We start from the raw sequence: 22,704 nt of genomic DNA on the forward strand, positions 1-22,704 counted from the left end.
GCTCGGAGGAAATCCGGACCTGCCCACGCCGCAGAATCCGCACCCCTTCCCCCCGTTCACCCGTACACTCCGTCCGTGAACCCACCCAAGGTTGAACCCAGCCCCGCCGAGGCCGCCGAACGCCAGCAATCGCTGATCGTGCGCCTGGTGCGCGTGGCGTACCTCATCCTGATGACGACGTTCGCGGCGTTGGCGGTCATCCAGGCCGCCAGCGACCCGCTCGCCTCCAACGTCACCTGGCGCTGGTGGGCCCCCATGCTCTTCGCCGGGGTTCTGTTCGGTCTCGCCCTCGCGGTAGACGTGCTAACGCCCCGCAAGAAGATCGCGACCGTGCTGGGCGTGCTGACCGGGGTCATCGCGGGCATGCTCGCGACGCTGGTCATCGGCTTCGTCATCGACCTGCTGCTGCAGAGCTGGGTGCCCGAGTCCGAGGCGCTCAAGGTGCTCAAGCCCGCCGTCAACTCGATCAAGATCCTCATCGGCATCAGCCTGTGCTACCTGGGCGTGGTCATCGTCCTGCAGACCAAGGACGACTTCCGCCTGGTGATTCCCTATGTCGAGTTCGCGAAGCAGATGCGGGGCGTGCGTCCGATCCTCGTGGACACCTCGATCCTGATCGACGGGCGTCTGACCGACATCGCGCCGACGGGCTTCATCCAGGCACCGGTCGTCGTGCCGCGCTTCGTGGTGCAGGAACTCCAGTTGCTCGCCGACCATCCCGACGCCGTGACGCGGGCCAAGGGGCGTCGCGGGCTGGACATGATCGCCCGCCTGCAGCGCAGCCCGCGGATCGACGTGACGATCGACGAGCGCTCGATCCCCGGAAAGAACGTCGACCTGATGCTGGTCGAGCTGGCGCGCACGATGCCGGCGATCATCCTGACCGCCGACGTGGGCCTGGCGCGCGTCGCGGGGATCCAGAACGTCGGCGTGCTCAACCTCAACGACCTCGCCAACGCCCTCAAGAGCGCCCTCATCCCCGGCGAGTCCATCACGCTCAAGATCATGCGCGCGGGCGAACAGCCCGGGCAGGGCGTGGGCTTCCTGCCCGACGGCACCATGGTCGTCGTCGAGGACGGGGGCCAGCGCATCGGCCAGGTTGCGCCGCTCACCGTCGTCTCCTCGCTCCAGACCAGCGCGGGGCGGCTCATCTTCGCCCGCCTCGCCGAACCTCCTGTCCCCGGCCAGTCCGGCTCGCCCATCTCCGGGCAGAGCGGCGGGCCCGGGCTGTCCGGAGCCCCGCTCAGCGCCGGAGACTCCGCCGCCGGCAGCCGCGCCAACTTCGCGTCGGGCGTTCCCGTCGGCGCGCCGGTCGAAGGCCCCTCGCCCGGCGACACGTCCGGCCCGCTGGAAATCTCGCCCCCCGTCGTGCGGACGCCCTTCCCGCCCAAGCCGCCGCCGTCCATCCGCCAGGGCTCGCCCCGGAACCCGCGCCGATGACCGCGCGCCGTCCCGTCGCGCCGCGTGCCCCGCTGCTGTTTCCGTCATGCCTGCTCGGGGCGGCGTGCCTCACCGGCGTGCTGCTCGGCGGGTGCGCGGGCGCCTCGTCCGGGCGTCCGCCGCTCTGGACCGAGGTCCTGCGCGACGAGGTCAGCCCCGACGCCCGCCGCGCCGAAGCCGAGCGCTTCGGCCAGATGTGGGGCCATCACCTCTCCAACACCACGCCGTCGTACGACCCGGTGCCCGGGCGCTCGCTGCCCCGCTCGCCCTGGCCGGGGCGGTAGGCCCGCGTCACAGGCTCTTGAGGGCGTCCACGAGCGCGTCGATGTGCTGGGTCGTGTGGGCCGCGGAGATCTGGCAGCGCAGGCGCGCGTGCCCCTCGGGCACGACGGGATACCCAAAGCCGATGACGAAGACGCCCTTCTCGAGCAGGCGCGCGCTCATCGAGATGGCGCGGGCGGTGTCGTGCACGATGATCGGGCAGATGGCCGTGGGGCTGGGCAGCACGTCGAACCCGGCGTCTTTCAGGCGTGTGCGTGCGTAGCGGACGTTGTCGCGCAGGCGCTGCACGCGCTCGGGCTCGCGCCGCAGGACCTCGATCGCCTTGCTCGCGCTCGCCGCAACGGTGACGGGCAGGGCGTTGCTGAAGAGCGTGGGACGTCCGCGCTGGACGATGAGGTCGGTCATGCGCCGGGGCCCGGCGACGAAGCCCCCCGCGCCCCCGCCCAGGGCCTTGCCGAGCGTGCCGGTGAAGGCGTCGACGCGCGCCGGGCCGTCGAGCATGCCCCAGTGCTCGTGCGTGCCGCGCCCGGTGTGCCCCATGACGCCGTGCCCGTGGCTGTCGTCGACGACGAGCATCGCGCCGTGCGCGTCGCACAGGCAGCGCATGGCGGGGAGGTCGGCGATCGAGCCCTCCATGCTGAAGACCCCGTCGGTCACGACCCAGACCTGGCCCGTGACGTCCGGGTTCGCCCGCGCCGCGACGAGCGCCTCCTCGAGCGAGCCGGGCCCCGTGAGCCGGTTGTTCTTGTACAGCGCCTTGTGCACGCCCTTCTTGATGGTCGTCGCGAGGCGCACGCTGTCGATGATGCACGCGTGGTTCAGTTCGTCCGAGATGATGATGTCCCCGGGCTCGCACAGCGTCGGAAACACCGCCTCGGTCGCGGTCCAGCAGCTCACGAACGTGTACGCGCTCTGCGTGCCCATGTAGTCGGCGATGCGCGCCTCGAGCTCCTCGTGCGGCGTGAACGTGCCGCAGATGAACCGCACGCTCGCCGTGCCCGCGCCGTAGTCGCGCAAAGCCCTGAGCCCCGCGTCGATCACCTCCGGGTGGTTCGCCAGCCCGAGGTAGTTGTTCGAGCAGAAGCAGATCACCTCGCGCGTCGAGCCGTCGTCCATCCGCATGCGCACGACGGCGTCCATCGGGCTGTCGATCGTCCGCAGACGCTTCCACAGCCCGCCCTCGCGCAGCGACTGGAGCAGGGAATCAGTTCGGGTGTTGAACGGATGTTCGGTGGTCACAAGGGCCATGGTTCGCTCCGGTGCAGTCGCCCGACATGGGGCACGAATGCTAGAGCCAATCCGCCGCGAGGCTTGAGAACGCGCCCCGGGTTCTGCGCGCCCCCGCGCGAACACGGGACCCACGTCGCGCCGTACGCTTGTTGCAACAGGGATCGTGTCCGATCACTCATACCCGGAGGTTCATCATGCAGACTCGTTCGCGCGCCTGGATCAGCATCACGTCGCTCGCACTCGTCGCCGGCGCCGGCATCGCCACGATGTCGGCCATCCCCGCCGCGACCCCCGCCCCGGCGCCCGCCGCCGCCGACACCTACACCGTGGACAAGGTCCACTCGGGCGTGGTGTTCAAGATCCGCCACATGGGCGTGGCGAACGTCTACGGCATGATCCACGAGCCCACCGGCTCGTTCACCATCGACCCCGCGAACCCGGGCGCCTCCGCCATCGAGGTGATCGTGCCCAGCGGGAAGGTCGATACCGGGAACGCCGGCCGCGACGCGCACATCCGCAAGGTCGACTTCTTCAACGCGGGCGAGTTCCCCACCATCACCTTCAAGTCCACCAAGTTCACGCCCGTCAGCGAGGGCGTCTACGACGTCACCGGCGATCTCACCTTCATCGGCAAGACCAACCCCGTCACCGCGCGCCTCACCGTGCTCGGGCAGGGACAGGGCCGCGGCAAGCAGATCATGGGCGTCGAGGCCACCTTCTCCATCAAGCGCACCGACTTCGGCAACTCCACCAACGTGAAGGACGGCGGGCTCAGCGACGAGGTCTGGCTCACCGTCGCCCTCGAAGGCGCGAAGTAATACGTTTCAGACCAACTCGTCTCCGCCTTCCCTGACGGGCCGGCGGCGACTTTCGCAGTTCGCAGGAGGCGACGGATCGAATCGCACGTTCAGGCCGTTGTGTTCACCGTGCTCGCGCCCATCGGCGTCTCGTTCGCGCTGCTCTGGTTCCTCTGGGATCGCGCCAGGCACGGCACCCGCTTCGCCGAGCTCGCCACCGCCCTCACCCTCCCGTGGGTGTTCCTCGTATTCGCGGCGTGGGGCACCGGCGCCCCGACGATCCCGCCCCGCGCGGGGTCCGAGTGGCTCCTCCCGCTCGCCGCCGCCGGTGCCGTCCTGTCCTGCGCCGCGGGCGTCCTGGGGCAAGACCGCCGCGACGCGTGGCGGTGGGTCGCGGCCGGCGCGTGGTGGGCCGTGCGGAGCGCCCTGATCGTCGGCGCGCTCCTGCTCATGGCCCGCAACGTCCTGGAGTTCTGGCCCCGCGAGGACGCGGTACTCCGCATCGGCGGGTGGACGCTCGCGGGGCTGGCGGCGTGGTGGGGCATCGACCGGGCGGCCCGGGTGCCCGGCGCCATCCCGCCCAACCTCCTCGTCATCGTCTGCGCGGGGATGAGCATCTCCATCGCGCTCACCGCCGTGCTCAAGCCCGCCGTGCTCGCCGCGGGCGTCTGCGCCACCATCGGCCCGGCCCTGCTCGTCGCCATCCGCATGCCGTACCTGCGGCTCGCGGCCGCGGCGGGCTTCGTCCCCGCGTTCCTCGCCGGGCTGTGGTTCACCTCGCACGCGTTCAACGAGATGCCGGCGGTTTCGAACGCGTGCTCGGCCGTCGCGTGTGTCGGCGCCGGGCTCACCACCCTCCGCCCCTTCGCCCGCCTGCGGGGCAGGGTGCGCTGGACCGTGCACCTGGCGCTGGTGGGCGTGCCGGCGCTCGGCGGCATCGCGTGGATCATCGGCACCCAGCCGCTGCCCGTCTAACGCCGGCGCCGCGCCGCCAGCAGGCAGCCCGCCCCGACCAGCCCCCACCCGCCCGGCGACGGGACAGGGGTGTAGTCGATCGTGATGCGCGGGCGCTGCGCGGGCGACGAGAACTCGCCCGACGCGAACCGGCGCGCCGACATGAACTGCGTCTCGCTGCCCCGGATGATCCAGCCGAAGTTCGTCGCCGGGGCGTCCAGCCATGCCTGCACGTCAGCGACGAGCAGCGGCGTGGAGGTCCACGTGTACGCCGTGAGCGCGGTGCCGATGGTGCGCGAGGCGCTGGCCTGCTCGACGAAATCCCCGCCGGGAGTCGTCCACAGCGGGCCCGCGCCGAACGTGCGGTGCGTCCACGTCACGTCGCCGGTCTGCGCGAACGAGCCCTGCCCGTTGTCGTTGCCCACGTGGCTGGGGCCCTCATTCCAGCCCGCCGTCAGCCGGTGCAGCGCCACGGCGTACGAGCCCGACTGCGCCCGCGTCAGGTTCATCGCGAACGACACGCTGTTGATCGTGCTGCCCGCGGGGATCGACGACAGGTCGAACCGCACCAGCGCCCGACGCGTGAAGTCGGCGCCGGTCTGCCCGACGAACAGGCCCAGGCCCTGCCCGTTGGCGATCGCCCCGTTCTCCTGGATGATCGTCGCGTCCTGCGCCACGGGGATCGTGACGACCGCACCATCGACCGTTCCCACCAGGCCCGCCGACGCGACCGCGCCGAGCACGAAGTTCGTAAGACGCGCACCACGCATGAATCACCCCCGAAGCGGCGGCTGGAAGGCTCAGAAAAGCGAGAGAGCGAGAGAGAGCCGCGCCACAAGCGCGCAGGTCTCCCGATCCGGCACGGGTACACCATGACACGCGGATTCGGTCGTGGCCACCCGCAGGACCGGAAAGTCCGCACACGACGCAGGATCCGCACACACGGGCGGGGCCAAGCCGGGGTTACGTCGGGGGCGCCGCCTCCGACCGGCCGCCGTCGCCGGTTATCAGGCGTGCGCCGCGCTCGAAGAACACGTACTCCCACACCCAGTCGAACATCACCATCACGCGATTGCGGAAGCCGATCAGGAAAAACACGTGCAGCAGGGCCCAGAACGCCCACGCGACGAACCCGGTGAGGTTCATCCCCGCGACGCGCGCCACGGCCCGGGCGCGCCCGATCGTCGCGAGCGTGCCCTTGTCGCGGTATCGGAACGCAGGTCGGGGCCCGGGCGCACCACCGCGCCGAGACTCGCGCGCCACCACGCCCCCCACGTACCGCCCCATCTGCATCGCGGCCGGTGCAACGCCCGGCACCAGCCCGCCCCGTGCCCCGTCGGGCACATGCGCGAGATCGCCGATCACGAACACCTCGGGGTGCCCGGGCAGGGCAAGATCAGCGCCCACCTTCACGCGCCCGTTCGCGTCCAGGTCCGTGCCCAGCAGCGCGCCCAGCGGCGAGGCCCGCACCCCCGCCGCCCAGATCACGTTGCACGACTCGATCCGCACGCCCCCCACCTCCACGCCCCGCGCGTCGATCGCCGTCACCCGCTCCCCGGTGCGCACCTCGACGCCCATGTCGCGCAGGTCGCGGGCGGCCCGGGCGCACAGCACGTCGGGGAACCCGCTCGGCAGCACCCGCGCCTGCGCCTCGATCAGCACGACGCGGGCGCGGCTTGTGTCGATCCGCCGGTAGTCCGCCCGGATGATCGACCGCGCGATCTCCGCGATCGCCCCGCTCATCTCCACGCCCGTCGGCCCGGCCCCCACCACCACGAACGTCAGCAGCGCCCGCACGCGCTCCGGGTCGGTCTCGCGCTCCGCCGCCTCGAACGCGCGCAGCAGGCGCGCCCGGATCGCGAGCGCATCGTCGATCGTCTTGAGCCCGGGCGCAAACGCCGCCCAGTCGTCGCGCCCGAAGTACGAGTGCGTCGCCCCCGCCGCGATGATCAACGTCTCGTACCCCAGCACCTCGCCCGAGCCCAGGCACACGCCCCGCAGCGCCAGGTCGATGCCCACGACCTCGCCCATCACGATCTCGGTGTTCCGCTGGGCGCCCAGGATGGCCCGCACCGGCGCGGCGATCTGCGCGGGCGAGAGCGCCGCCGACGCCACCTGGTACAGCAGCGGCTGGAAGACGTGGTGGTTCTGGCGGTCGATGATCGTGACGGCGACCGGCGCCCGGCGGAGCGCCCGGGCCGCGGCCAGCCCGGCGAACCCCGCCCCGATGATGACGACCCGGGGTCTGGGCATGCGAGATGAGGGTACGTGCCGCCGGGCTGCGCCGTGCCGGGCGAGCGCCGGCGCGGCGGGCGCTGTGGGGATGTCCCCCCGCGGGCCGGGTACACTCTGCGTCATGATCTGGGGATCTGTCCGGCGCGTGCTGACTTCGAGCGAACTCTTCCGTCGTCAGCATTCCCTGTGGCTGACGCGGGCCCTGCGGTCGGGGCGCGAATACCCGCGCATCCCGATCCGCTCGGTCAACGCGGGCGGGTTCTCGCGCCTGATGTCGCGCCCGGGCGGGCCGGCGCTGGCCGAGCGCTGGTGGGCCCGGGCGCTCGACCGCGTAGACGACGTGGACGTGAACGAGTAAGACCGGCCGACGACGCCCGCGAGGGGGGGAGCACCGATGCGCGACGCCGCGACGGGTGAAGGGGGCGGTTCGACAACGAGCGGTTCGGGCGCCGACACCGCCGCGCCGCTGCGCTCGCGCGTCTCCCCGCGCTGGATGCGCCGCATCATCATCATCGCGGTCGTCCTCCTCGGCTTTGGCGTCTGGGGGCTCATCGACGCGACGGTCGTCTACCCCGGGCGGGGCGAGAAGGCGGCCCAGTTCCTCGAGCACCAGTTCCTCCAGCAGCTCGAGCAGCGCCGCGAACTCACCGAGTCTCGCGCCGCCATCAAAGACCCCGCCGCCGAACTGCAGCGCCTCCGGGCCGCGCGCGAAGGAACCGGGCTGCAGGGCGCCGAGCCCGCCCTCCTGGTCTGGCTCGAGCAGCTCGCCCTCGTCGGGCGCCTCGACGCGTCGCAGGCGACCGACATCCCGCGCGACGACTTCCGGGGCGAGCGCGTCGAATCGGCGCGCGGGCGCCTCGAGTCGCTCGGCAAAGCCTTCACCAGCGCGCAGGGCGCGCCGGCGGAAGTGCCCAGCCCCCTCTCCGCGTGGGACATCCCCGTGCAGTGGCTGATCACCGCCGGCGGGTTCGGCATCGGGGCCTACCTGCTCCTGCTCGTCGCGCGCGTGCGCGCAAAGACCTTCGCGTTCGAGCCCGCGATCATGCGCCTGACCCTGCCCGACGGATCGTCGCTCGCGCCGGCCGATCTCGAGGACGTCGACAAACGCCGCTGGCACAAGTTCTACTGCACGCTGCGCGTCAAGCCCGGGCACCCGACGCTGGGCGGCAAGGGCGTCGAGCTCGACCTCATGCGGTACGAGCCCGTCGAGGAGTGGGTGCTGGCCATGGAGCGGGCCGCGTTCCCGGACCGGGCGGCCGACGACGCCAAGAAGGCCGGCGACCAGCCCGCCGCCCCCGCGCAGGGCGCGGTCTCGCCCGACGCGCCCACCGTGGTCGACCCGAAGACCCCGCCGCCGGACGCGCCCAAGGCCTGAGCCCCGGGCCGCGGCTTCCCGACAATCGCCCGCACCTTCGAACGCCCGAGCGGCGGATTCCGAACAATGGTCTCGGAGGGCGTGATGCTGGACTGGCCCTGGGCCGACATCGCGGGCGTCGGGGTGATCCTGCTGGCATCGCTGGTCGGCGTGGTGCTGACCGTGATCACGCTGCCGGGAACGTGGGTGCCCATCGTCGTGGCCGCGGGCGTCAAGCTGTGGCAGCCAGAGCTCGTGCCCTGGTGGGCGATCCTGGTCGCCCTCGCGCTGGCGGTGATCGCCGAGGTGATCGAGTTCGCGGCGTGTGCGCTGGGCGCCTCACGCGCCGGCGCGACGCGGCGCGGCGCGATCGGCGCGATGGTCGGGTCGTTCATCGGCGCGATTGTCGGTTCCGCGCTCCCGCCGTTCCCGGTCGGGACGATCCTGGGCGGGGTGGTGGGTGCGGCGGGCGGGGCGCTCATCGGCGAGCGCACGCTGCAGCGCTGCTGGAGGGAATCCGGAAAAGCCGCGATGGGGGCCGCAATCGGGCGCACCGTCGCGACGCTGACCAAGGCGGCGTTGGCCGGGGTGATCGGGGTGCTGCTGTCGCTGACGGCGAGCTTCGGGGCGTTCGAGCCGGGCTAGCGGGAACCGCCACAATAAAAGACGCGCAAAGACGGACGTTGGGCTTCCGCACAACCGCCCGACGAAGTATGCTGCTCGGCGAACCCATGGAGGGCGTCCGGCCGATGGAGTCAATGGAGTGACCAGGCCCGGGCGCCAATCGAACAAGCGGGGAACGCCGCTTCCGGGGGAAGAGATGGTCAAAGGCGTCGCGTCGTCGGCCCAGCCGCCGGTCCACCCCGCGCCGGGCGCAGACCTCCACCCGACCGACCAGGGACGGAACGGGAACCACCCCGACGACAAGCCCGCGCGAGGCAAGGGGCGCGAGCCCGCGTCCGACAAGGGCGTCAAGACGTTCGTGCTCGACACGAACATCCTGCTGCACAACCCCGACGCGCTGTTCGTCTTTCAGGACAACCACGTCGTCATCCCGTTCAAGGTCATCGAAGAACTCGACAAGCTCAAGAAGAAGGACGACGACCTGGGACGCAACGCCCGGGCGTGCATCCGCCACCTCGACCGCCTGCGCGCCATCGGGCGGCTGAGCGAGGGCGTGCAGTGGGACCGGCTGCCCACGCTGCCCAACGCGGCACGCTCGCCCGGCGTCAACGGACGCACGGGCACCATCCGCATCGAGGTCACCGACTTCGCCCGCCCCGCGGCGATCATCGAGGACCAGCCCGACAACCACATCATCGCCGTCGCCTACCACCTGAAGGAAAAGGGCGTCCGCACGGTCTTCGTCACCAAGGACCTCTCGGCGCGCATCAAGAGCGACGCCCTGGGCATCAAGACCGAGGACTTCGAGAACCAGAAGGTCGACGCCGAACGCCTCTACTCCGGGTTCACGACCCTCCGCGTCGAGGGCGCGCTCATCGACGAGCTCTACCGCGACCGCATGCTGCCCATGGAGCGCCTCCGAGGCACGACCGAGCTGCGCGGCGGGCCCGACGCGATGCCCCACGATGAGCCCTTCGACGCGGCACTCATCCCCAACGAGTTCGTCGTGCTCTGCGACCAGGACGACGAGAACCACACGGGCCTCGCCCGGCGCCTGGGCGACACCGAGCACCTCATCCCCGTCACCGGGCCCCGCAAGCCGGTCTACGGCATCATGGCCCGCAACGTGCAGCAGACCATGGCGATGGACGTGCTCCTCGACGAGGACATCAAGCTCGTCACGCTCCTGGGCAGCGCGGGCACCGGCAAGACCCTCCTCGCCCTCGCCGCCGGCATGAGCAAGGTCTTCGGCGAAGAACGCTACGACAAGCTGCTCGTCGCGCGCCCCATCATGCCCCTGGGGCGCGACATCGGCTACCTCCCCGGCGACAAGGACGAGAAGCTCACCGCCTGGATGCAGCCCATCTTCGACAACCTCGGCTACCTGCTCGGCACCCGCGGCGCCCACATGCAGGGCCCCGAGAGCCAGAGCAGCGAGCAGCGCATCGGCAAACTCATGGCCGACGGCAAGCTCGTGCTCGAGCCCCTCACGTACATCCGCGGACGCAGCATCCCCCGCCAGTTCATGATCGTCGACGAGGCGCAGAACCTCACGCCCCACGAGATCAAGACCATCGCCAGCCGCGTCGGCGAGGGCACCAAGCTCATCCTCACCGGCGACATCGGGCAGATCGACAACCCCTACCTCGACCAGTCAAGCAACGGCCTGGCGTACACCATCGAGAAAATGAAGGGCGTCCGCCTCTACGCACACGTCACGCTCGCCCGGAGCGAACGCAGCGAACTCGCCAGCCTGGCGGCGTCGAGGTTGTAAGAAGTTCCGGAGTTCCGAAGTTCCGAAGTTCCGGAGTTCCGGAGTACGGAAGTTCCGAGATTCGTACGTCGCGCTTCGAGTAGCGACGCTTCGTGCTCTGCGCTCTGCGTTCTGCTCACGCCCCCGGCCTGGTCCACCCGCTGTCGGGGTCTTTCTCCAGGATCGCGCCCGACCGCTTCACGCACGTGAGGCACGCCAGCGGGCCGCCCTCGATCCGCGTGCTCCGCCAGCACTTCTCCGGCTCGGTCAGGCACAGCACGCACGTCTCGCCCCGGCTCGGCGCCACGCCCGCTTTCGCCAGCACCAGCGCGCGGTGCGCATCGGCCAGACACTCGGCGCAGATCAGCGAGCCCTTGTGCCCCTCCACCATCGGGCGGTCCGACGCCCACGAGCGCAGGCAGAAGTCGCAGAGGAAATCCTCCGCCGCCATGTTCTCTGGATCACACCCGGGTCGTTGCACGCCTACCCCCGCCCCGAGACCAGGAGCTGCCCGCGCGCCAACTGGCGGTACAGCTCGCACCGGTCCAGCAGTTCGTCGTGGCGGCCCACGTCGGCGATCACCCCGTCCTGCATCACCACGATCCGGTCGCACATCAGCACCGTGCTCAGCCGATGGGCCACGACCAGCGTCGTGCGCCCGACGCTGAACTCCGCGATCGCCTCGGCGATGCGCCCTTCGCTCTCGCCGTCGATCATGCTCGTCGCCTCGTCGAGCACCAGGATCGCCGGATCGCGCAGCACGGCCCGGGCGATCGCCAGGCGCTGGCGCTGCCCGCCCGACAGCCCCGAGCCCCCCTCGCCCAGCAGCGCGCCGTAGCCCCGGGGCAGGCGCTCGATGAACTCGTGCGCCCGCGCGAGCCGGGCCGCGTGCTCGACGGCGTCGTCGGTCGCGCCCAGGCGCCCGTACGCGATGTTCTCGCGCACCGTGCCCCGGAAGAGCACGGTGTCCTGCGAGACCACGCCGATCTGGGCCCGCAGCGAGCGCAGCGAGACGGTGCGGACGTCGACGCCGTCGACGCGGATCGTGCCCGTGTCGGGGTCGAAGAGTCGCGGCAGCAGGCTCAGCAGGGTGGTCTTGCCGCAGCCGTTGGGCCCGACGAACGCGACCCGCTCGCCGTGCGAGACCTCGAGCGAGACGTCGCGCACGGCGGGCGCGTCGGCGCCCGGGTACGTGAATCGCACGCCCTCCCACGAGACCGAGCGCCGATGCCGCCCCAGCCGCGCCGTGCGCCGCGCGCGGGGCTCTTCGCCCGCGAGGTCGATGACGCGCGCCAGGCGTGCCGCGGCCGGGGACGCCATCTGGATGTCGTTGATGATGCCCGTCAGCGGCTTGAGGGCGGCCCCGGCGACGGCGAGCGACGCGAGCGCCAGGATGAAGTCCTTCGCGCTCACCGTCCCGCGGATGACCAGGTTGCCCGCGAGCAGCACCAGCCCGCACAGCAGGAAGATCGAGAGCATCTCCGTCAGCGGGCTGGCGAGCGCCCGCGCGGTGCGGGCGCGGCCCAGCTCGCGCAGCATGTCGCGGTTGTGCTGGCGGAACGCGCCGATCTCGAGGCGCTCGCCCCCGTGCGCCTTCACCGTCCGCAGCCCGCCCAGGGCCTGCCCGGCGTGCCCCATGAGGTCGGACTGCGATTCCAACGCCGCCCCCGCCGCCCGCTTGATGCGCTTGCCCAGGCGCCGGATCACGGTGTAGAGCGCGGGCGCCACGAGCAGCGCGCCCAGCGTGACGCGCGCGTCGAACGCCAGCGCCACAATCAATGCCGCCACCCCCTTGAAGACCTGCAGCACCGCCTTGGAGAGCAGCACCTGCAGCCCGTTGGAGAGCTGCGTGCTGTCGTTCACGATGCGGCTCACGAGATCCGACGCGCCCAAACGCGCCACGACCCCCAGGGGCGAGCGCAGCGCACGCCGGAATGCCAGCAGGCGCACCCGCGCCACGGTGTTGTTCACCGCGGTGATCGAGAGGTACGCGTGCCCGAAGTTCGCCGCGGCTCCCACCGCCGTCAGCACCGCCAGCACCGCCATGATGATCACCAGCGCGGTGAAGGGCCCCTCGGGCAGACGCGCGATGAGCGCATCGGGGATCTCGAGCACCGGGCCGACCACGCGCCCCACGCCCGACGACGACGCCCAGTCGCGCAGCATCTCGTTGAACTCGCGCGCGAAGACCGGAAGGTCCTTCTTGGCGCCCAGGATGTTGTCCAGGATCGGGCTGGCGCCGAGCATGCCCACGCCCAGCGTGAACCCCGAGAGCAGCACGCACCCGAACGCCGGGAGCACGAACCGCCACTCCGCCCCCAGCATCCGGACGAACCGCGCGAAGGCGCGCTTCGACTCCCGGCGCGCGGGCGACGCGCCGGGCGGGATGGGGGCGGAACTCGGTCGCTCGGCGGGCATTCAGGCCCGGCGCAGGAGCGCGCCGGGAAGCGGCATTCTTGGCGTCAGCTCCCGCCGCCGCCGCCGCCCCCCGGCTGGAAGATCGGATCGTTGAACGCGAACCCGAACGCCGACGGCGCGCCCGTCGACGTGATCGACCGCCCCGTCGAGGTGTCGGTCCGCGTCAGTTGCACCAGCCCGGACGTCACGTTCGTCGTCGACCCGTTCACCGCCTGCGCCAGCACGCTCACGGTGTACGACCGGAACGCCGTGTTCTGCCCGGCCTTGTTCCGCACCGCCGACGACGACTGCGTCGTCAGCGTCACCCGATCGCGCGACGTCAGCGTCCCGCTGAACGCGTCGATCGACGTCCCGTCGGAGAAGTGGTACCGCACGGTGTACGAGAAGACGTTGGCGTCGTCCGCGAACGGGTTGAAGATCGAGATCGTCTCCGTTTCGCTGCTGTCGGTGCGCGTCGGGTCCATCTGCCCGTCGGAGAAGAACGTCACCGGCGCCAGGCGGCTCACGAACATCGTCGACACGCCGTCCGCCCGCTTCGACCCCGACTGGTTCCGCCCCACGTTGTCCACGCTCGTGTACTGCACCGCGATGTTCGCCGACCCGCTCGAGTACGTGACCGTGAACTGCTCGCCCGCCGGGATCCCCAGGTCCGCCGTCGTCAGCGCGAAGTCCTCGCGCCCGCCCGCGAACACGATCTCCGTCCGGCTGATCGGGTCTTCCGTCGGCAGGCGGCTGTCGCGCCAGAAGTTCAGCGTCACGATCGCCACCGTGCTCCCGAAGTTCGCGATGCTCAGCACGTTCGTGAAGTTCTCGCGCACCACGGCCTCGGCCAGCCCGCCCACCGTCGAGCCCCCGCCCGGCTGGCCCCACAGCCCGAACGCCGGCGTGTACGCGGTCGACGCGTTCTGCCCGGACGCCGGCAGGTCCCAGTCGCTCAGGAACGCCACGATCGGGCGCGTCGACGACACCCGCGCCGACAGCACGCCATCGGGCACCGTGTCCAGCGTCGCCAGCGCCAGCCCGCCCCGGCGGTAGGCGTCCAGCGTGCGCGTGAAGGTCCGCGCCCCGCCCGCGGTCTGCAGCGTGACCGTCACCGTCGCCGGCTGGTCCGACAGGTTCAGCCAGGTGAGATACTCCGCGCTCGTGTCGCTCCGCTCGATCCGGGCGAAGTCCCACGCCTGCAGCGCGCTGTCCGCGTACCCGGTCGTGTTGAACAGCCCCTCGCCCGTCGCCGCCCCGTAGTCCACGCGGTTCACGCTCGCCGTGATCGCCTGCGGGCTGGTCGCCCCCGAGGGCAACGCCGTCTCCACCACCAGGGCGTACGGCACGCCCGTGCGCACCAGGTTCAGCGTGGGGTCGCCCGAATCCGACAGGCGGATCCGCAGCGTCGCCCCGGCGTTGATAGACCCGCTCGCGATCACCGTGTCGCGCAGCCCGCTCTCGTAGCGGGCGATCACCTGGTACGTGCCGGTCGACGAGTTCGGGTTGAACAGCTCCAGGTTCTCGATCGTGCCCGCCGACCGGAAGCCCTCGGGCATCACCAGGCGCTGCGCGAAGAACCCCGAGACGTTCGCCGGCTTGATGATCTCGGCGTTGCGCACCGTCACGAGGTTGGCCTCGGTGATCGCCGATCCCTGGATGAACGAGTCCGTCACCGGCAGTTCGTTCGTGACGCTCGCCTCCGCGTCGCCCGCCCACGCGGGGTTGTTCGTCTCGTCCAGGCTGCGCAGCGCCTGGATCGTCGTGACCACGTCCCAGCCCTGGATCACGCGCCCGAACACCGCGTAGCCGTTCGTCGAGGCCGTCGGGTCCAGGAACGTGTTGTTCACGTAGTTGATGAAGAACTGGCTCGTCGCCGAGTTGATCGCGTTCGTCCGCGCCATCGCGACCGTGCGCGCGACGTTGCTCCGCCCCGTGTCCTCGCGGACGATCGGCGCGTCGGTCTGCACCGCCGACAGCCCCGCCGCGTCATCGAACAGGAACCCGCCCCCCTGCAGCACGAACGGGTTCGGGTTGATCGCGTGCCGGTGGAAGAACGTCTCGTCGAACCGTCCGCTCGTCACGTAGTTCAGGAAGTTCGCGACCGTGATCGGCGCCTGCGTGTTGAACAGCTCGATGTCGATGTCGCCGAAGCTCGTCTCGAACCGAACCACCGTGTTGTTCGGGCTCTCGAGATCGGTGAGTTGCGGCAGCGGCGTGCCCGCCAGCAGCGCCCGGGCCTCCAGCGCGTCGAAGCACCCGCCCGCCGCCCGGTGCGTCAGCCTCGCACGAAGACCCGCCATGACCGTCCCAAGTCGGCTCCGCATTGTCGGTAACTCCTGAGATGCCGCGCCAAGCGTCCCGCATGGCAACGCCTAGGCCGCCTCGTCTGTTCGGCGTGTCGGCCGGGCCTGTTCCCGCGTGGGACGCCCCGCCGCCTTGGGGGCGGTGCCCCCGGCTCGCCCTCCAGTATACCGCCCCATCCCCTTCCCGACACGCCCGCCCCACGCCCGATCTCCCCTCGCCCCCTACGCTTGGCGGCGAATGGACAATCTTGCGCCCGACCCCAAGCCCGTCGTCGGCCTCGAAGCCCTCACCCCCCTCTCCGCGGACTCCGCTCGACGCAACGGCACACACCCGCACACGTCCCGACCGGTGACCGTCGCCGCGGTCATTCCCTGCTTCAACCGACGCGACGACCTCACCCTCCTCCTGCGCGACGTCGCGCGCCTCGACCTGCGGGGCATCGACCTCTGGTGCGTCGTCGTCGACAACGCCTCCACCGAGCCGCTCTCCACCATCCGCGTCCCGCCCGGGCTGCGCGTCGAGTTCGTCCGGTCGCCCCGCAACACCGGCGGCTCGGGCGGGTTCAACCTCGGGATGTCTCACGTCCTCTCGGGCGCGGGCGAATCCGGGCGCTACGGCCAGCCGGACTACGTCTGGTGGCTCGACAGCGACGCCCGCGTCGGTCGCTCGTGCCTGCGCGAGCTCGTCCGCGTCCTCAAGCGCCGCCCACGCGTCGGGGCCGTCGGCTCGGGCCTGCGCGACATCGACACCGGGCACACCTGGGAGGTCGGCGGACGCATCAGCCGCGTGCACGGCGGGGTCATGCCCGCCGCCGGGGGCGACCTCGACAAGCGCCTGCTCTGCCGCTGCGACTACCTGGCGGCGTGCAGCGCGCTCGTCCGGCGCAGCGCCATCGAACGCACCGGGCTCTTCCCCGACAACTTCATCTACTACGACGACGTCGACTGGTGCATCCAGATGACCCGCGCCACCGGCTACACCGTGCTCGGCGCCCCCAAGAGCCGCGCCTTCCACCCGCCCGGCAACCGGCGCTACGTCACCTGGGCCCGCTACTACATCGCGCGCAACGCGTTCTCGCACATGGACGTCATGGGCATGGGCGGCTACCGGCGCTTCCGGCGCGCGTGGCGCGAGGTGCCCCGCGCCATCGGCCAGGCCATGATGGGCGCCCCCGAACTCGCCGCCCTGCACCTGCGGGGCCTGCGCGACGCCCGCGACCGGCGGTTCCCCGCCCTCGAGCCCCGCGAACTGCCCACCGGCATCACCATGATCCCCTTCGCCAAGCTGCGCGAAACCATCGACGCCGAGCTCGGCGCCTGGCGCGCCAACGGCCGCCCGGGCACGCTCTACGTCCATCCCGCCCTGCGCTACCCCATCCCCGGGCTCGACGGCTTCCGGCAAGAGTTGAAGAAAGTCCAGTTCGCCTGGCCCCGACGGCGCTGGCGCGCCTCGCACGAGGGCGCGGGCCTGCGCGACCTGCTGCTGGGCGTCTGGCGTACCCTCGTCGGACCCTCGGCCGATGTCGCCATCACCACCACCGGCTGGCCCACGAACTGGAGCCGCGGCCGCACCGTCATCAAGGTGACCACCGACGGCCTCATCGTGAAGCGGCTCGAGCGCCCGCGCGTCGTGCGCGACGCGCTGCGCACCTTCGCCCGCGGGCTCACCCTCTCGGTGCAACTGGGCCTGCGTGGCCCGCACATCATGCCGCTCCCGCCCGCCCCGCGCTACGTGCCCGCCCCCACCCACGAGGCCGAGCCCGCGCACGCGGTATCCTGACGCCGTGCTCTCGGCCGTCGTGCTGCACTACCGGCGTCCGGACGCGCTCGCGCACACCCTCGCGTCGCTCCGTGCCGCGCCACGCTGCGACGAGATCATCGTCGTCGACAACGCCTCCGCCGACGACACCCCCGACCGCGTGCCGCGCGAGTTCCCGGGCGTTCGCGTCCTCGCCCTCGACGCCAACCGGGGCGTGGAAGGCTTCAACCGGGGCGTCCTCGCCGCCCGGGGCGACCTCCTGCTCATCCTCGACGACGACGCCTCGCCCGACCCCGACGCGCTCCGCGCCGCGCTCGACCTCCTCGCGCGCGAGCCCGGCGTCGTCGGCGTTGCCCTGCACCCCCGCCACCCGCGCACCGGCGCCACCGAGTGGCCCTTCGCCCGCGAGGCGCGGGGGGGCTTCCCGGTGATGGGCTGCGCGAACATCGTGCGGCGTGACGCGTGGGACCGCGTCGGGGGCTACGAGCCCGCCTTCTTCCTCTACCGCAACGACGTCGACCTCGCGCTCAAACTCCTGGGCGCCGGGCTCGACGTGCGCTTCGATCCCGCGTGGGTCGCGTGGCACGACAGCCCCGCCGCCGCACGCAAGTCCGACCGCTGGCTCCGCCTCGCCACCCGCAACTGGGTGTGGCTCGCGAAGCGCCACGGCCGGGGAGTTCCCGCGCTCCTCGGGGGCGTCGCCGGGGTAGCACGCGCCCTGCTGCACGCCGGGGCCAACCCCGCGCGCGTGCGGCGCGTGTTGGCCGGCGCATGGGAGGGCCTCGCCACGCCCGCCCCCGCGCTGCCGTCGTGCGTCGCGCGCGACGGACGCGCGTGGCGCGCATTCATGCGCCTGCGCCGAGGGCGGACGCCTACTCCTCCGGGCGCATCATCGGGAAGAGCATGACATCGCGGATGGTCGGCTGGTTGGTCAGCAGCATCACCAGCCGGTCGATCCCCAGGCCCATGCCGCCCGCCGGGGGCATGCCGACCTTGAGCGCCCGCACGAAGTCGTCGTCGAACGTGCGGAAGGTGCGTTCTTCGGCGCTCTTGTCGGTGTCCGTGCCCCGGAGCTGCTCGCGGAACTTGGCCTCCTGCACGTCGGGGTCGTTGAGCTCGGTGTAGTGCGGGGCGATCTCCATGCCGCCGATGAACAGGTCCGCGCGATCCGCGAGCGCGGGGTCGTCGCGCTTGGGCCGCGTGAGGGGGCTGACGGCCGCGGGATACTCGGTGATGAACGTCGGCACCGAGGGGTCGACGAGCTTCTCGCCCTTCTCTTCGAACAGTTCGTTGACGAGCATCCAGTGGTCGGCGCCGCGCACCTTCTCCGCCGAGAACACCTTCTCCGCCGTCGCGCGCACCCGGGCCTCGTCGCGCATCGAGAAGCCCCACGCCCGCTCGAAGAGGTCCCCGTACCGCACGCGGGCGAAGGGCTTTGAGTAATCGATCCGCAGGTCGCCGAAGGGCAGCACCCCCGTCGGCGGCGTCTCGGGCGCCTCCTGGCGCGCGACGAACGTCGCCGCGTCGCGGATCAGGCTCTCGGTGAGCTCCATCACCGTCTCGACGTCGCCGTACGCGTGGTAGGCCTCGAGCATGGTGAACTCGGGGTTGTGCTGCTTGTCGAGCCCCTCGTTGCGGAAGTTGCGGTTGACCTCGAAGACCCTGGGAAAGCCACCCACGAGCAGGCGCTTCAGGTACAACTCGGGCGCGATCCGCAGGAACAGCGGGATGTCCAGCGCGTTCATGTGCGTCGCGAACGGGCGGGCCGCCGCGCCGCCCGCGAGCGTCTGGAGCATCGGCGTCTCGACCTCCAGGTACCCGCGTCCCTCCATGAACCGGCGCACGCGGCTCACGATCCCGCAGCGCAGGCGGAACACCCCCAGCGTCTGCGGGTTGGCCCACAGGTCCACGTACCGCTGGCGATACCGGATCTCGATGTCCTGCAGCCCCTCGTGCTTCGCCGGGGGCGGCAGCAGCGCCTTCGACGCCGGGCGCACCGCCGTCGCCCAGACCGTGACCTCGCCGGTCTTGGTCTTCATCACGCGCCCGTCGGCGATGACCACGTCGCCCAGGTCGGTCGCCTTCGCGACGCCGAACCCCGGCGCGTCGCAGTCGCGCTGGCTGACGGCGACCTGGATGTCGCCCGTGTGGTCGCGCAGCGTCATCCAGATGAGCTTGCCGTTGTCGCGCAGCAGCATCACGCGCCCCGCGACGCGTGCCGTCGGGCGCTGGTCAACGTACCCGGGCTCCTTGCCCTTCGCGTTGAACTCGTCGTTGGCGCGTTCGTCGAAGGTCGCGCGCGCGTCGCGGGCGTCGGTGATGTCGTCCGTCCGCACGCCGTAGGGCTCGTGCCCCAGCGCGCGCACCGCCTCGCGGTTGAGCCGGCGCTGCGCTTCGAGGCGGTGAAGCCCCTCGCCCTCGGGGCGGAGCGGAGTCTCGGGCGTGTCCATGGTGAATCTTCCAGTGTGGGGACGCGTCGGCGCGCCCCGGTGCGGGGGGCGTATTCAACGGTCCCCGGCGCTCGCGATCAACCACCCGCGGGACGACAGCCCGCTAGGCGCCCGCCTCGCCCGTCCGCGCCAGCGGCACGCCCGCCTCGCGCGGCGCGGGGCCGCCCCGGGGCGACGCCACCCGCAGCAGCAGCAGCGAGTTCAGCACCACCAGCACCGTCCCGCCCTCGTGCGCCAGCACGCCCACCGCCAGCGGCACCTCGCGCCCCAGCAGCGAGCCGACGACCGTCAGCACCGCCATGATCCCGATGACGCCCAGCGCGAGCGCGAAGTTCACCACGATCGTCCGGCGGGTGCGCCGGGCCAGGCGCACGCTCCATGGGATCGCCCCCAGATCGTCGGCGAGCAGCACGATGTCGGCGGATTCCAACGCCGCGTCCGCGCCGATCGCCCCGATCGCCACCGACACGTCCGCCGCCGCCAGCGAGGGCGCGTCGTTCACGCCGTCGCCGATCACCGCGACGCCCGGCCCGCCGGCGTCCTTCTTCATCGACCGCACGATGCGCAGCTTGTCCTCGGGCAGCAGTTCGGCGTCGAACGCGTCGAGCCCCAGCCCCGTCGCGACCCGCTCGGCCGTCAGGCGGTTGTCGCCCGTCAGCATCCGCACCGGGCGCACGCCCAGCGCGTGCAGTTCGCGCACGAGCGTCTCGGCCCCGGGTCGGATCGCGTCGGCCATGATCAGCACCGCCGCCTGCCCGCTCTCTTCCGTCTGCCCGTTCTCTTCGCCCCGCGCGATCACCACCGCCACATGCCCGCGATTCTGGATCCGCGCCAGCACGTCCTTCACGCGGTTGCGCAGGCACACCGGGATCAGCGGCTCGACGTACGCGTACCGCCCCAGGCGCACCGGCACGCCCGCGTGCCGCCCCTCGATCCCCTTCGCCGTCGTGTGGTTGATCGCCTCGACCGGCGCGGGCGAGACGCTCCGCGCGACCGCCGCCTCGCGGATCGCGACCGCGATCGGGTGCGTCGAGTCGGCCTCGAGCGCCGCGGCGATCGCCAGCATCTCGGGCCCGTCGCTCCACGCCACCGGGTGCACCTCGTACAGGCGCGGGCGCCCGAAGGTGAGCGTGCCGGTCTTGTCGAAGCACACGCTGCGGATCGACGCCAGGGCGTCGATCGACTGCCCGCCCTTGAAGAGCACGCCCGCGCGCGCCCCCCGCGCGATCGCGGCCAGCGTCGCCGTCGGCGTCGCGATGATCAGCGCGCACGGCGACGCCACGATCAGCAGCGTGATCGCCGTGTACAGCGCGCCCACGCGCTCGGCGTCGCCCAGCAGGGGCCTGCCCAGCGCCAGCCACCACACCAGCCCCACGATCGTGCTCACCCCCAGCACGCCCAGCGCGTACGGCTCGCTCAGCCGGTCGATCAGCCGCTGCACCGGCTCACGCTGCTCGCGCGCCCGCGTTACCAGGTCCAGGATCTTCTGCAGGCTGCTCTCTCGCACGGGCCGCAGCACCTCGGCCTCCACGGGATCGTCCGTGTTGATCGTCCCCGCGTACAGCTCGTCGCCCGCCCGCACCGCCCGCGGCATCGATTCACCCGTGATCGCCGACTGGTCCATCTGCGTCTCGCCCGACAGCACCCGCGCGTCCGCCGGCACCCGCTCGCCCGGACGGACCTTCACGCGGTCCCCGGGCGCGAGCGACTCGGCCGGGACCTCGATCCACTCCCCGCCCCGCAGCACCATCGCCGCCTCGGGCATCATTTTGTGCAGCGCCGCCACCTCGCGCTCGGTGCGCAGCATCGCCAGGTCCTCGAGCGCCCCGGAGAGCACGAACAGGAAGAGCAGCAGCGCCCCCTCGCCGGGATGCCCGATGTACGCCGCCAGCCCGGCCCCCACGACCATCAGCACGTCGATGTCGAACCGCAGGTTGCGCAGCGCGTCGATCGCGGGCCGCCCGCCGTAGACCATCCCGATCGCCAGGCTCGCCCAGACCGGCGCCGCCCCGAAGGGCACGCCCAGCCAGCCCAGCACCATGCCGACGAGCAGCAGCCCGCCCGCGGTGATCGCCGCCCGCAGCTCGGCCCGGGGCGTGAACATCCGCGCAACCATGGAGTTCTCGGGCGTGCTCACCGCGGGAACGCTAGGCGACGGGGGCTCGCGCCCGGTCGGGCCCGGACGGGCCCGGACGCGGGCCCGCGCCCACCGCACGCCGCGTTACGCGCTTGCTACCGCAGCGCCTCGTCCATCTTCCGCTTCTCGGGGGGCGTCAGGCCCTCCAGCGGCACGCCGGCGAGCAGATCGTCGATCACCATGTCCGCCGTCACCTGGTCCGCCTCGGCGTTGAAGTTCATCATCAGCCGGTGGCGCAGCACGGGCTTGGCGATGCGGCGCACGTGCTCGGGGGTCACGTGGGTCGAGCCGTCCAGCAGCGCCCGCGCCTTGGCCCCCAGCACCAGGTACTCGCTCGCGCGGGGCCCCGCGCCCCACGCGACGTAGTCCTTCACCTTCGCGGGGCGGGGCAGGCCGAGGTCCATCGCTTCCTTCACGCGCGTCGCGCGCACCAGGCGCAGCGCGTACGCGATCACGTGGTCCGCCGCGGGCATCTGCCGGACCACCTCCTGCACCTTCGTGATCCCCGCCTCGTCCAGGCTGGAGATGACCTGCGCCTGGGCCCGGTTCGACGCCCGCCGCACGATCTCCATCTCTTCCTCGAGCGACGGGTACGAGATCAGGATCTGGAACATGAACCGGTCGAGCTGCGCCTCGGGCAGCGGGTACGTCCCCTCCTGCTCGATCGGGTTCTGCGTCGCCAGCACGAAGAACGGGTCGGGCAGATCCAGCGTGCGGCTGCCGGCGGTGACCTGCCGCTCCTGCATGGCCTGCAACAGCGCCGCCTGTGTCTTGGGCGGCGTGCGGTTGATCTCGTCGGCGAGCAGCAGGTTGGCGAAGATCGGGCCTTGCTGAAATTCGAACCGCCGCCGGCCTTGCGATTCGAGCACGACGTACGTGCCGATGACGTCGGCGGGCATCAGGTCGGGCGTGAACTGAATGCGGCGAAAATCGAGGCTGACGGCCTCGGCCAGCGTTTTCGCGAGCAGCGTTTTGCCCAGGCCCGG

Annotated in this window: 19 protein-coding genes; 10 read left to right on the forward strand and 9 right to left on the reverse strand. The window is 71.7% G+C overall.

The annotated features are described in order from the left end of the window. Positions 1 to 75 precede the first annotated feature (75 nt). Positions 76 to 1,440 (forward strand): PIN/TRAM domain-containing protein, encoded by a 1,365-nt coding sequence (locus SFY69_02300; protein MDX2130868.1) that lies wholly within the window; start codon positions 76 to 78, stop codon positions 1,438 to 1,440. Beyond that, a complete protein-coding gene (locus SFY69_02305; GenBank protein MDX2130869.1) occupies positions 1,437 to 1,724 on the forward strand; it encodes a hypothetical protein in 288 nt (95 codons plus the stop codon). Before SFY69_02300 ends, SFY69_02305 begins: the two co-directional genes overlap by 4 nt. Before the next feature lie 7 nt (positions 1,725 to 1,731). On the opposite strand, the gene SFY69_02310 is transcribed toward SFY69_02305, so the two are convergent. Next, positions 1,732 to 2,970, reverse strand: coding sequence for an aminotransferase class I/II-fold pyridoxal phosphate-dependent enzyme (locus SFY69_02310; protein MDX2130870.1), 1,239 nt, complete (start codon positions 2,968 to 2,970; stop codon positions 1,732 to 1,734). 176 nt (positions 2,971 to 3,146) lie between these two features. On the opposite strand from SFY69_02310, the gene SFY69_02315 reads away from it, so the two are divergent. Both SFY69_02315 and SFY69_02320 read left to right on the forward strand, forming a co-directional pair. After that, entirely contained in the window at positions 3,147 to 3,770 is a 624-nt protein-coding gene (locus SFY69_02315) for a YceI family protein (GenBank protein ID MDX2130871.1), read from the forward strand. A 108-nt stretch (positions 3,771 to 3,878) separates the two neighbouring features. Next, positions 3,879 to 4,724 (forward strand): hypothetical protein, encoded by an 846-nt coding sequence (locus SFY69_02320; protein ID MDX2130872.1) that lies wholly within the window; start codon positions 3,879 to 3,881, stop codon positions 4,722 to 4,724. Here SFY69_02320 and SFY69_02325 read toward each other — a convergent pair. Next, complete coding sequence (locus tag SFY69_02325; GenBank protein MDX2130873.1) at positions 4,721 to 5,473, reverse strand: DNRLRE domain-containing protein; 753 nt, start codon at positions 5,471 to 5,473, stop codon at positions 4,721 to 4,723. The genes SFY69_02320 and SFY69_02325 overlap by 4 nt on opposite strands. 193 nt (positions 5,474 to 5,666) lie before the next feature. Beyond that, positions 5,667 to 6,956 (reverse strand): NAD(P)/FAD-dependent oxidoreductase, encoded by a 1,290-nt coding sequence (locus SFY69_02330; GenBank protein ID MDX2130874.1) that lies wholly within the window; start codon positions 6,954 to 6,956, stop codon positions 5,667 to 5,669. 103 nt (positions 6,957 to 7,059) lie between these two features. Between SFY69_02330 and SFY69_02335 the strand changes: the two genes are divergently transcribed. From SFY69_02335 to SFY69_02350, 4 genes are all read left to right on the forward strand, one after another. Continuing rightward, positions 7,060 to 7,296: a hypothetical protein gene (locus SFY69_02335; protein ID MDX2130875.1), complete on the forward strand. Its 237-nt coding sequence runs from the start codon at positions 7,060 to 7,062 to the stop codon at positions 7,294 to 7,296. A gap of 36 nt (positions 7,297 to 7,332) precedes the next feature. After that, positions 7,333 to 8,313: a hypothetical protein gene (locus SFY69_02340; GenBank protein ID MDX2130876.1), complete on the forward strand. Its 981-nt coding sequence runs from the start codon at positions 7,333 to 7,335 to the stop codon at positions 8,311 to 8,313. An 84-nt stretch (positions 8,314 to 8,397) separates the two neighbouring features. Next, positions 8,398 to 8,937, forward strand: a complete 540-nt coding sequence (locus SFY69_02345) for a DUF456 domain-containing protein (GenBank protein ID MDX2130877.1) — start codon at positions 8,398 to 8,400, stop codon at positions 8,935 to 8,937. A 175-nt stretch (positions 8,938 to 9,112) separates the two neighbouring features. Then, entirely contained in the window at positions 9,113 to 10,690 is a 1,578-nt protein-coding gene (locus SFY69_02350) for a PhoH family protein (GenBank protein MDX2130878.1), read from the forward strand. A gap of 115 nt (positions 10,691 to 10,805) precedes the next feature. On the opposite strand, the gene SFY69_02355 is transcribed toward SFY69_02350, so the two are convergent. From SFY69_02355 to SFY69_02365, 3 genes are read right to left on the reverse strand one after another with little or no spacing between them, the layout of a single operon-like run. Continuing rightward, the gene (locus tag SFY69_02355) at positions 10,806 to 11,120 is read right to left on the reverse strand and encodes a hypothetical protein (GenBank protein ID MDX2130879.1); all 315 of its coding nucleotides are present in this window, start codon (positions 11,118 to 11,120) and stop codon (positions 10,806 to 10,808) included. A 32-nt stretch (positions 11,121 to 11,152) separates the two neighbouring features. Then, the gene (locus SFY69_02360; GenBank protein MDX2130880.1) at positions 11,153 to 13,087 is read right to left on the reverse strand and encodes an ABC transporter ATP-binding protein; all 1,935 of its coding nucleotides are present in this window, start codon (positions 13,085 to 13,087) and stop codon (positions 11,153 to 11,155) included. 44 nt (positions 13,088 to 13,131) lie between these two features. Then, positions 13,132 to 15,393 carry a peptidylprolyl isomerase gene (locus SFY69_02365; protein ID MDX2130881.1) on the reverse strand — a complete coding sequence of 754 codons (2,262 nt, stop codon included), beginning with the start codon at positions 15,391 to 15,393 and terminating at the stop codon, positions 13,132 to 13,134. Between the two features lie 217 nt (positions 15,394 to 15,610). Between SFY69_02365 and SFY69_02370 the strand changes: the two genes are divergently transcribed. After that, positions 15,611 to 17,152 carry a glycosyltransferase family 2 protein gene (locus tag SFY69_02370; protein MDX2130882.1) on the forward strand — a complete coding sequence of 514 codons (1,542 nt, stop codon included), beginning with the start codon at positions 15,611 to 15,613 and terminating at the stop codon, positions 17,150 to 17,152. A gap of 4 nt (positions 17,153 to 17,156) precedes the next feature. Beyond that, positions 17,157 to 18,038 (forward strand): glycosyltransferase, encoded by an 882-nt coding sequence (locus SFY69_02375; protein ID MDX2130883.1) that lies wholly within the window; start codon positions 17,157 to 17,159, stop codon positions 18,036 to 18,038. Here SFY69_02375 and lysS read toward each other — a convergent pair. The 3 genes from lysS to SFY69_02390 form a co-directional block, all read right to left on the reverse strand. Further along, positions 18,004 to 19,581: a lysine--tRNA ligase gene (gene lysS / locus SFY69_02380; GenBank protein ID MDX2130884.1), complete on the reverse strand. Its 1,578-nt coding sequence runs from the start codon at positions 19,579 to 19,581 to the stop codon at positions 18,004 to 18,006. The genes SFY69_02375 and lysS overlap by 35 nt on opposite strands. A 103-nt stretch (positions 19,582 to 19,684) precedes the next feature. Beyond that, on the reverse strand, positions 19,685 to 21,718 hold the full coding sequence (locus tag SFY69_02385) for a cation-translocating P-type ATPase (GenBank protein MDX2130885.1): 2,034 nt from the start codon (positions 21,716 to 21,718) through the stop codon (positions 19,685 to 19,687). A 95-nt stretch (positions 21,719 to 21,813) separates the two neighbouring features. Next, positions 21,814 to 22,704, reverse strand: an 891-nt coding sequence (locus SFY69_02390) for an AAA family ATPase (protein MDX2130886.1), incomplete at its 5' end; no start/stop codon positions are given.

The sequence above is a fragment of the Planctomycetota bacterium genome, assembly GCA_033763975.1.
In the GTDB taxonomy this organism is placed as follows: domain Bacteria; phylum Planctomycetota; class Phycisphaerae; order Phycisphaerales; family UBA1924; genus RI-211.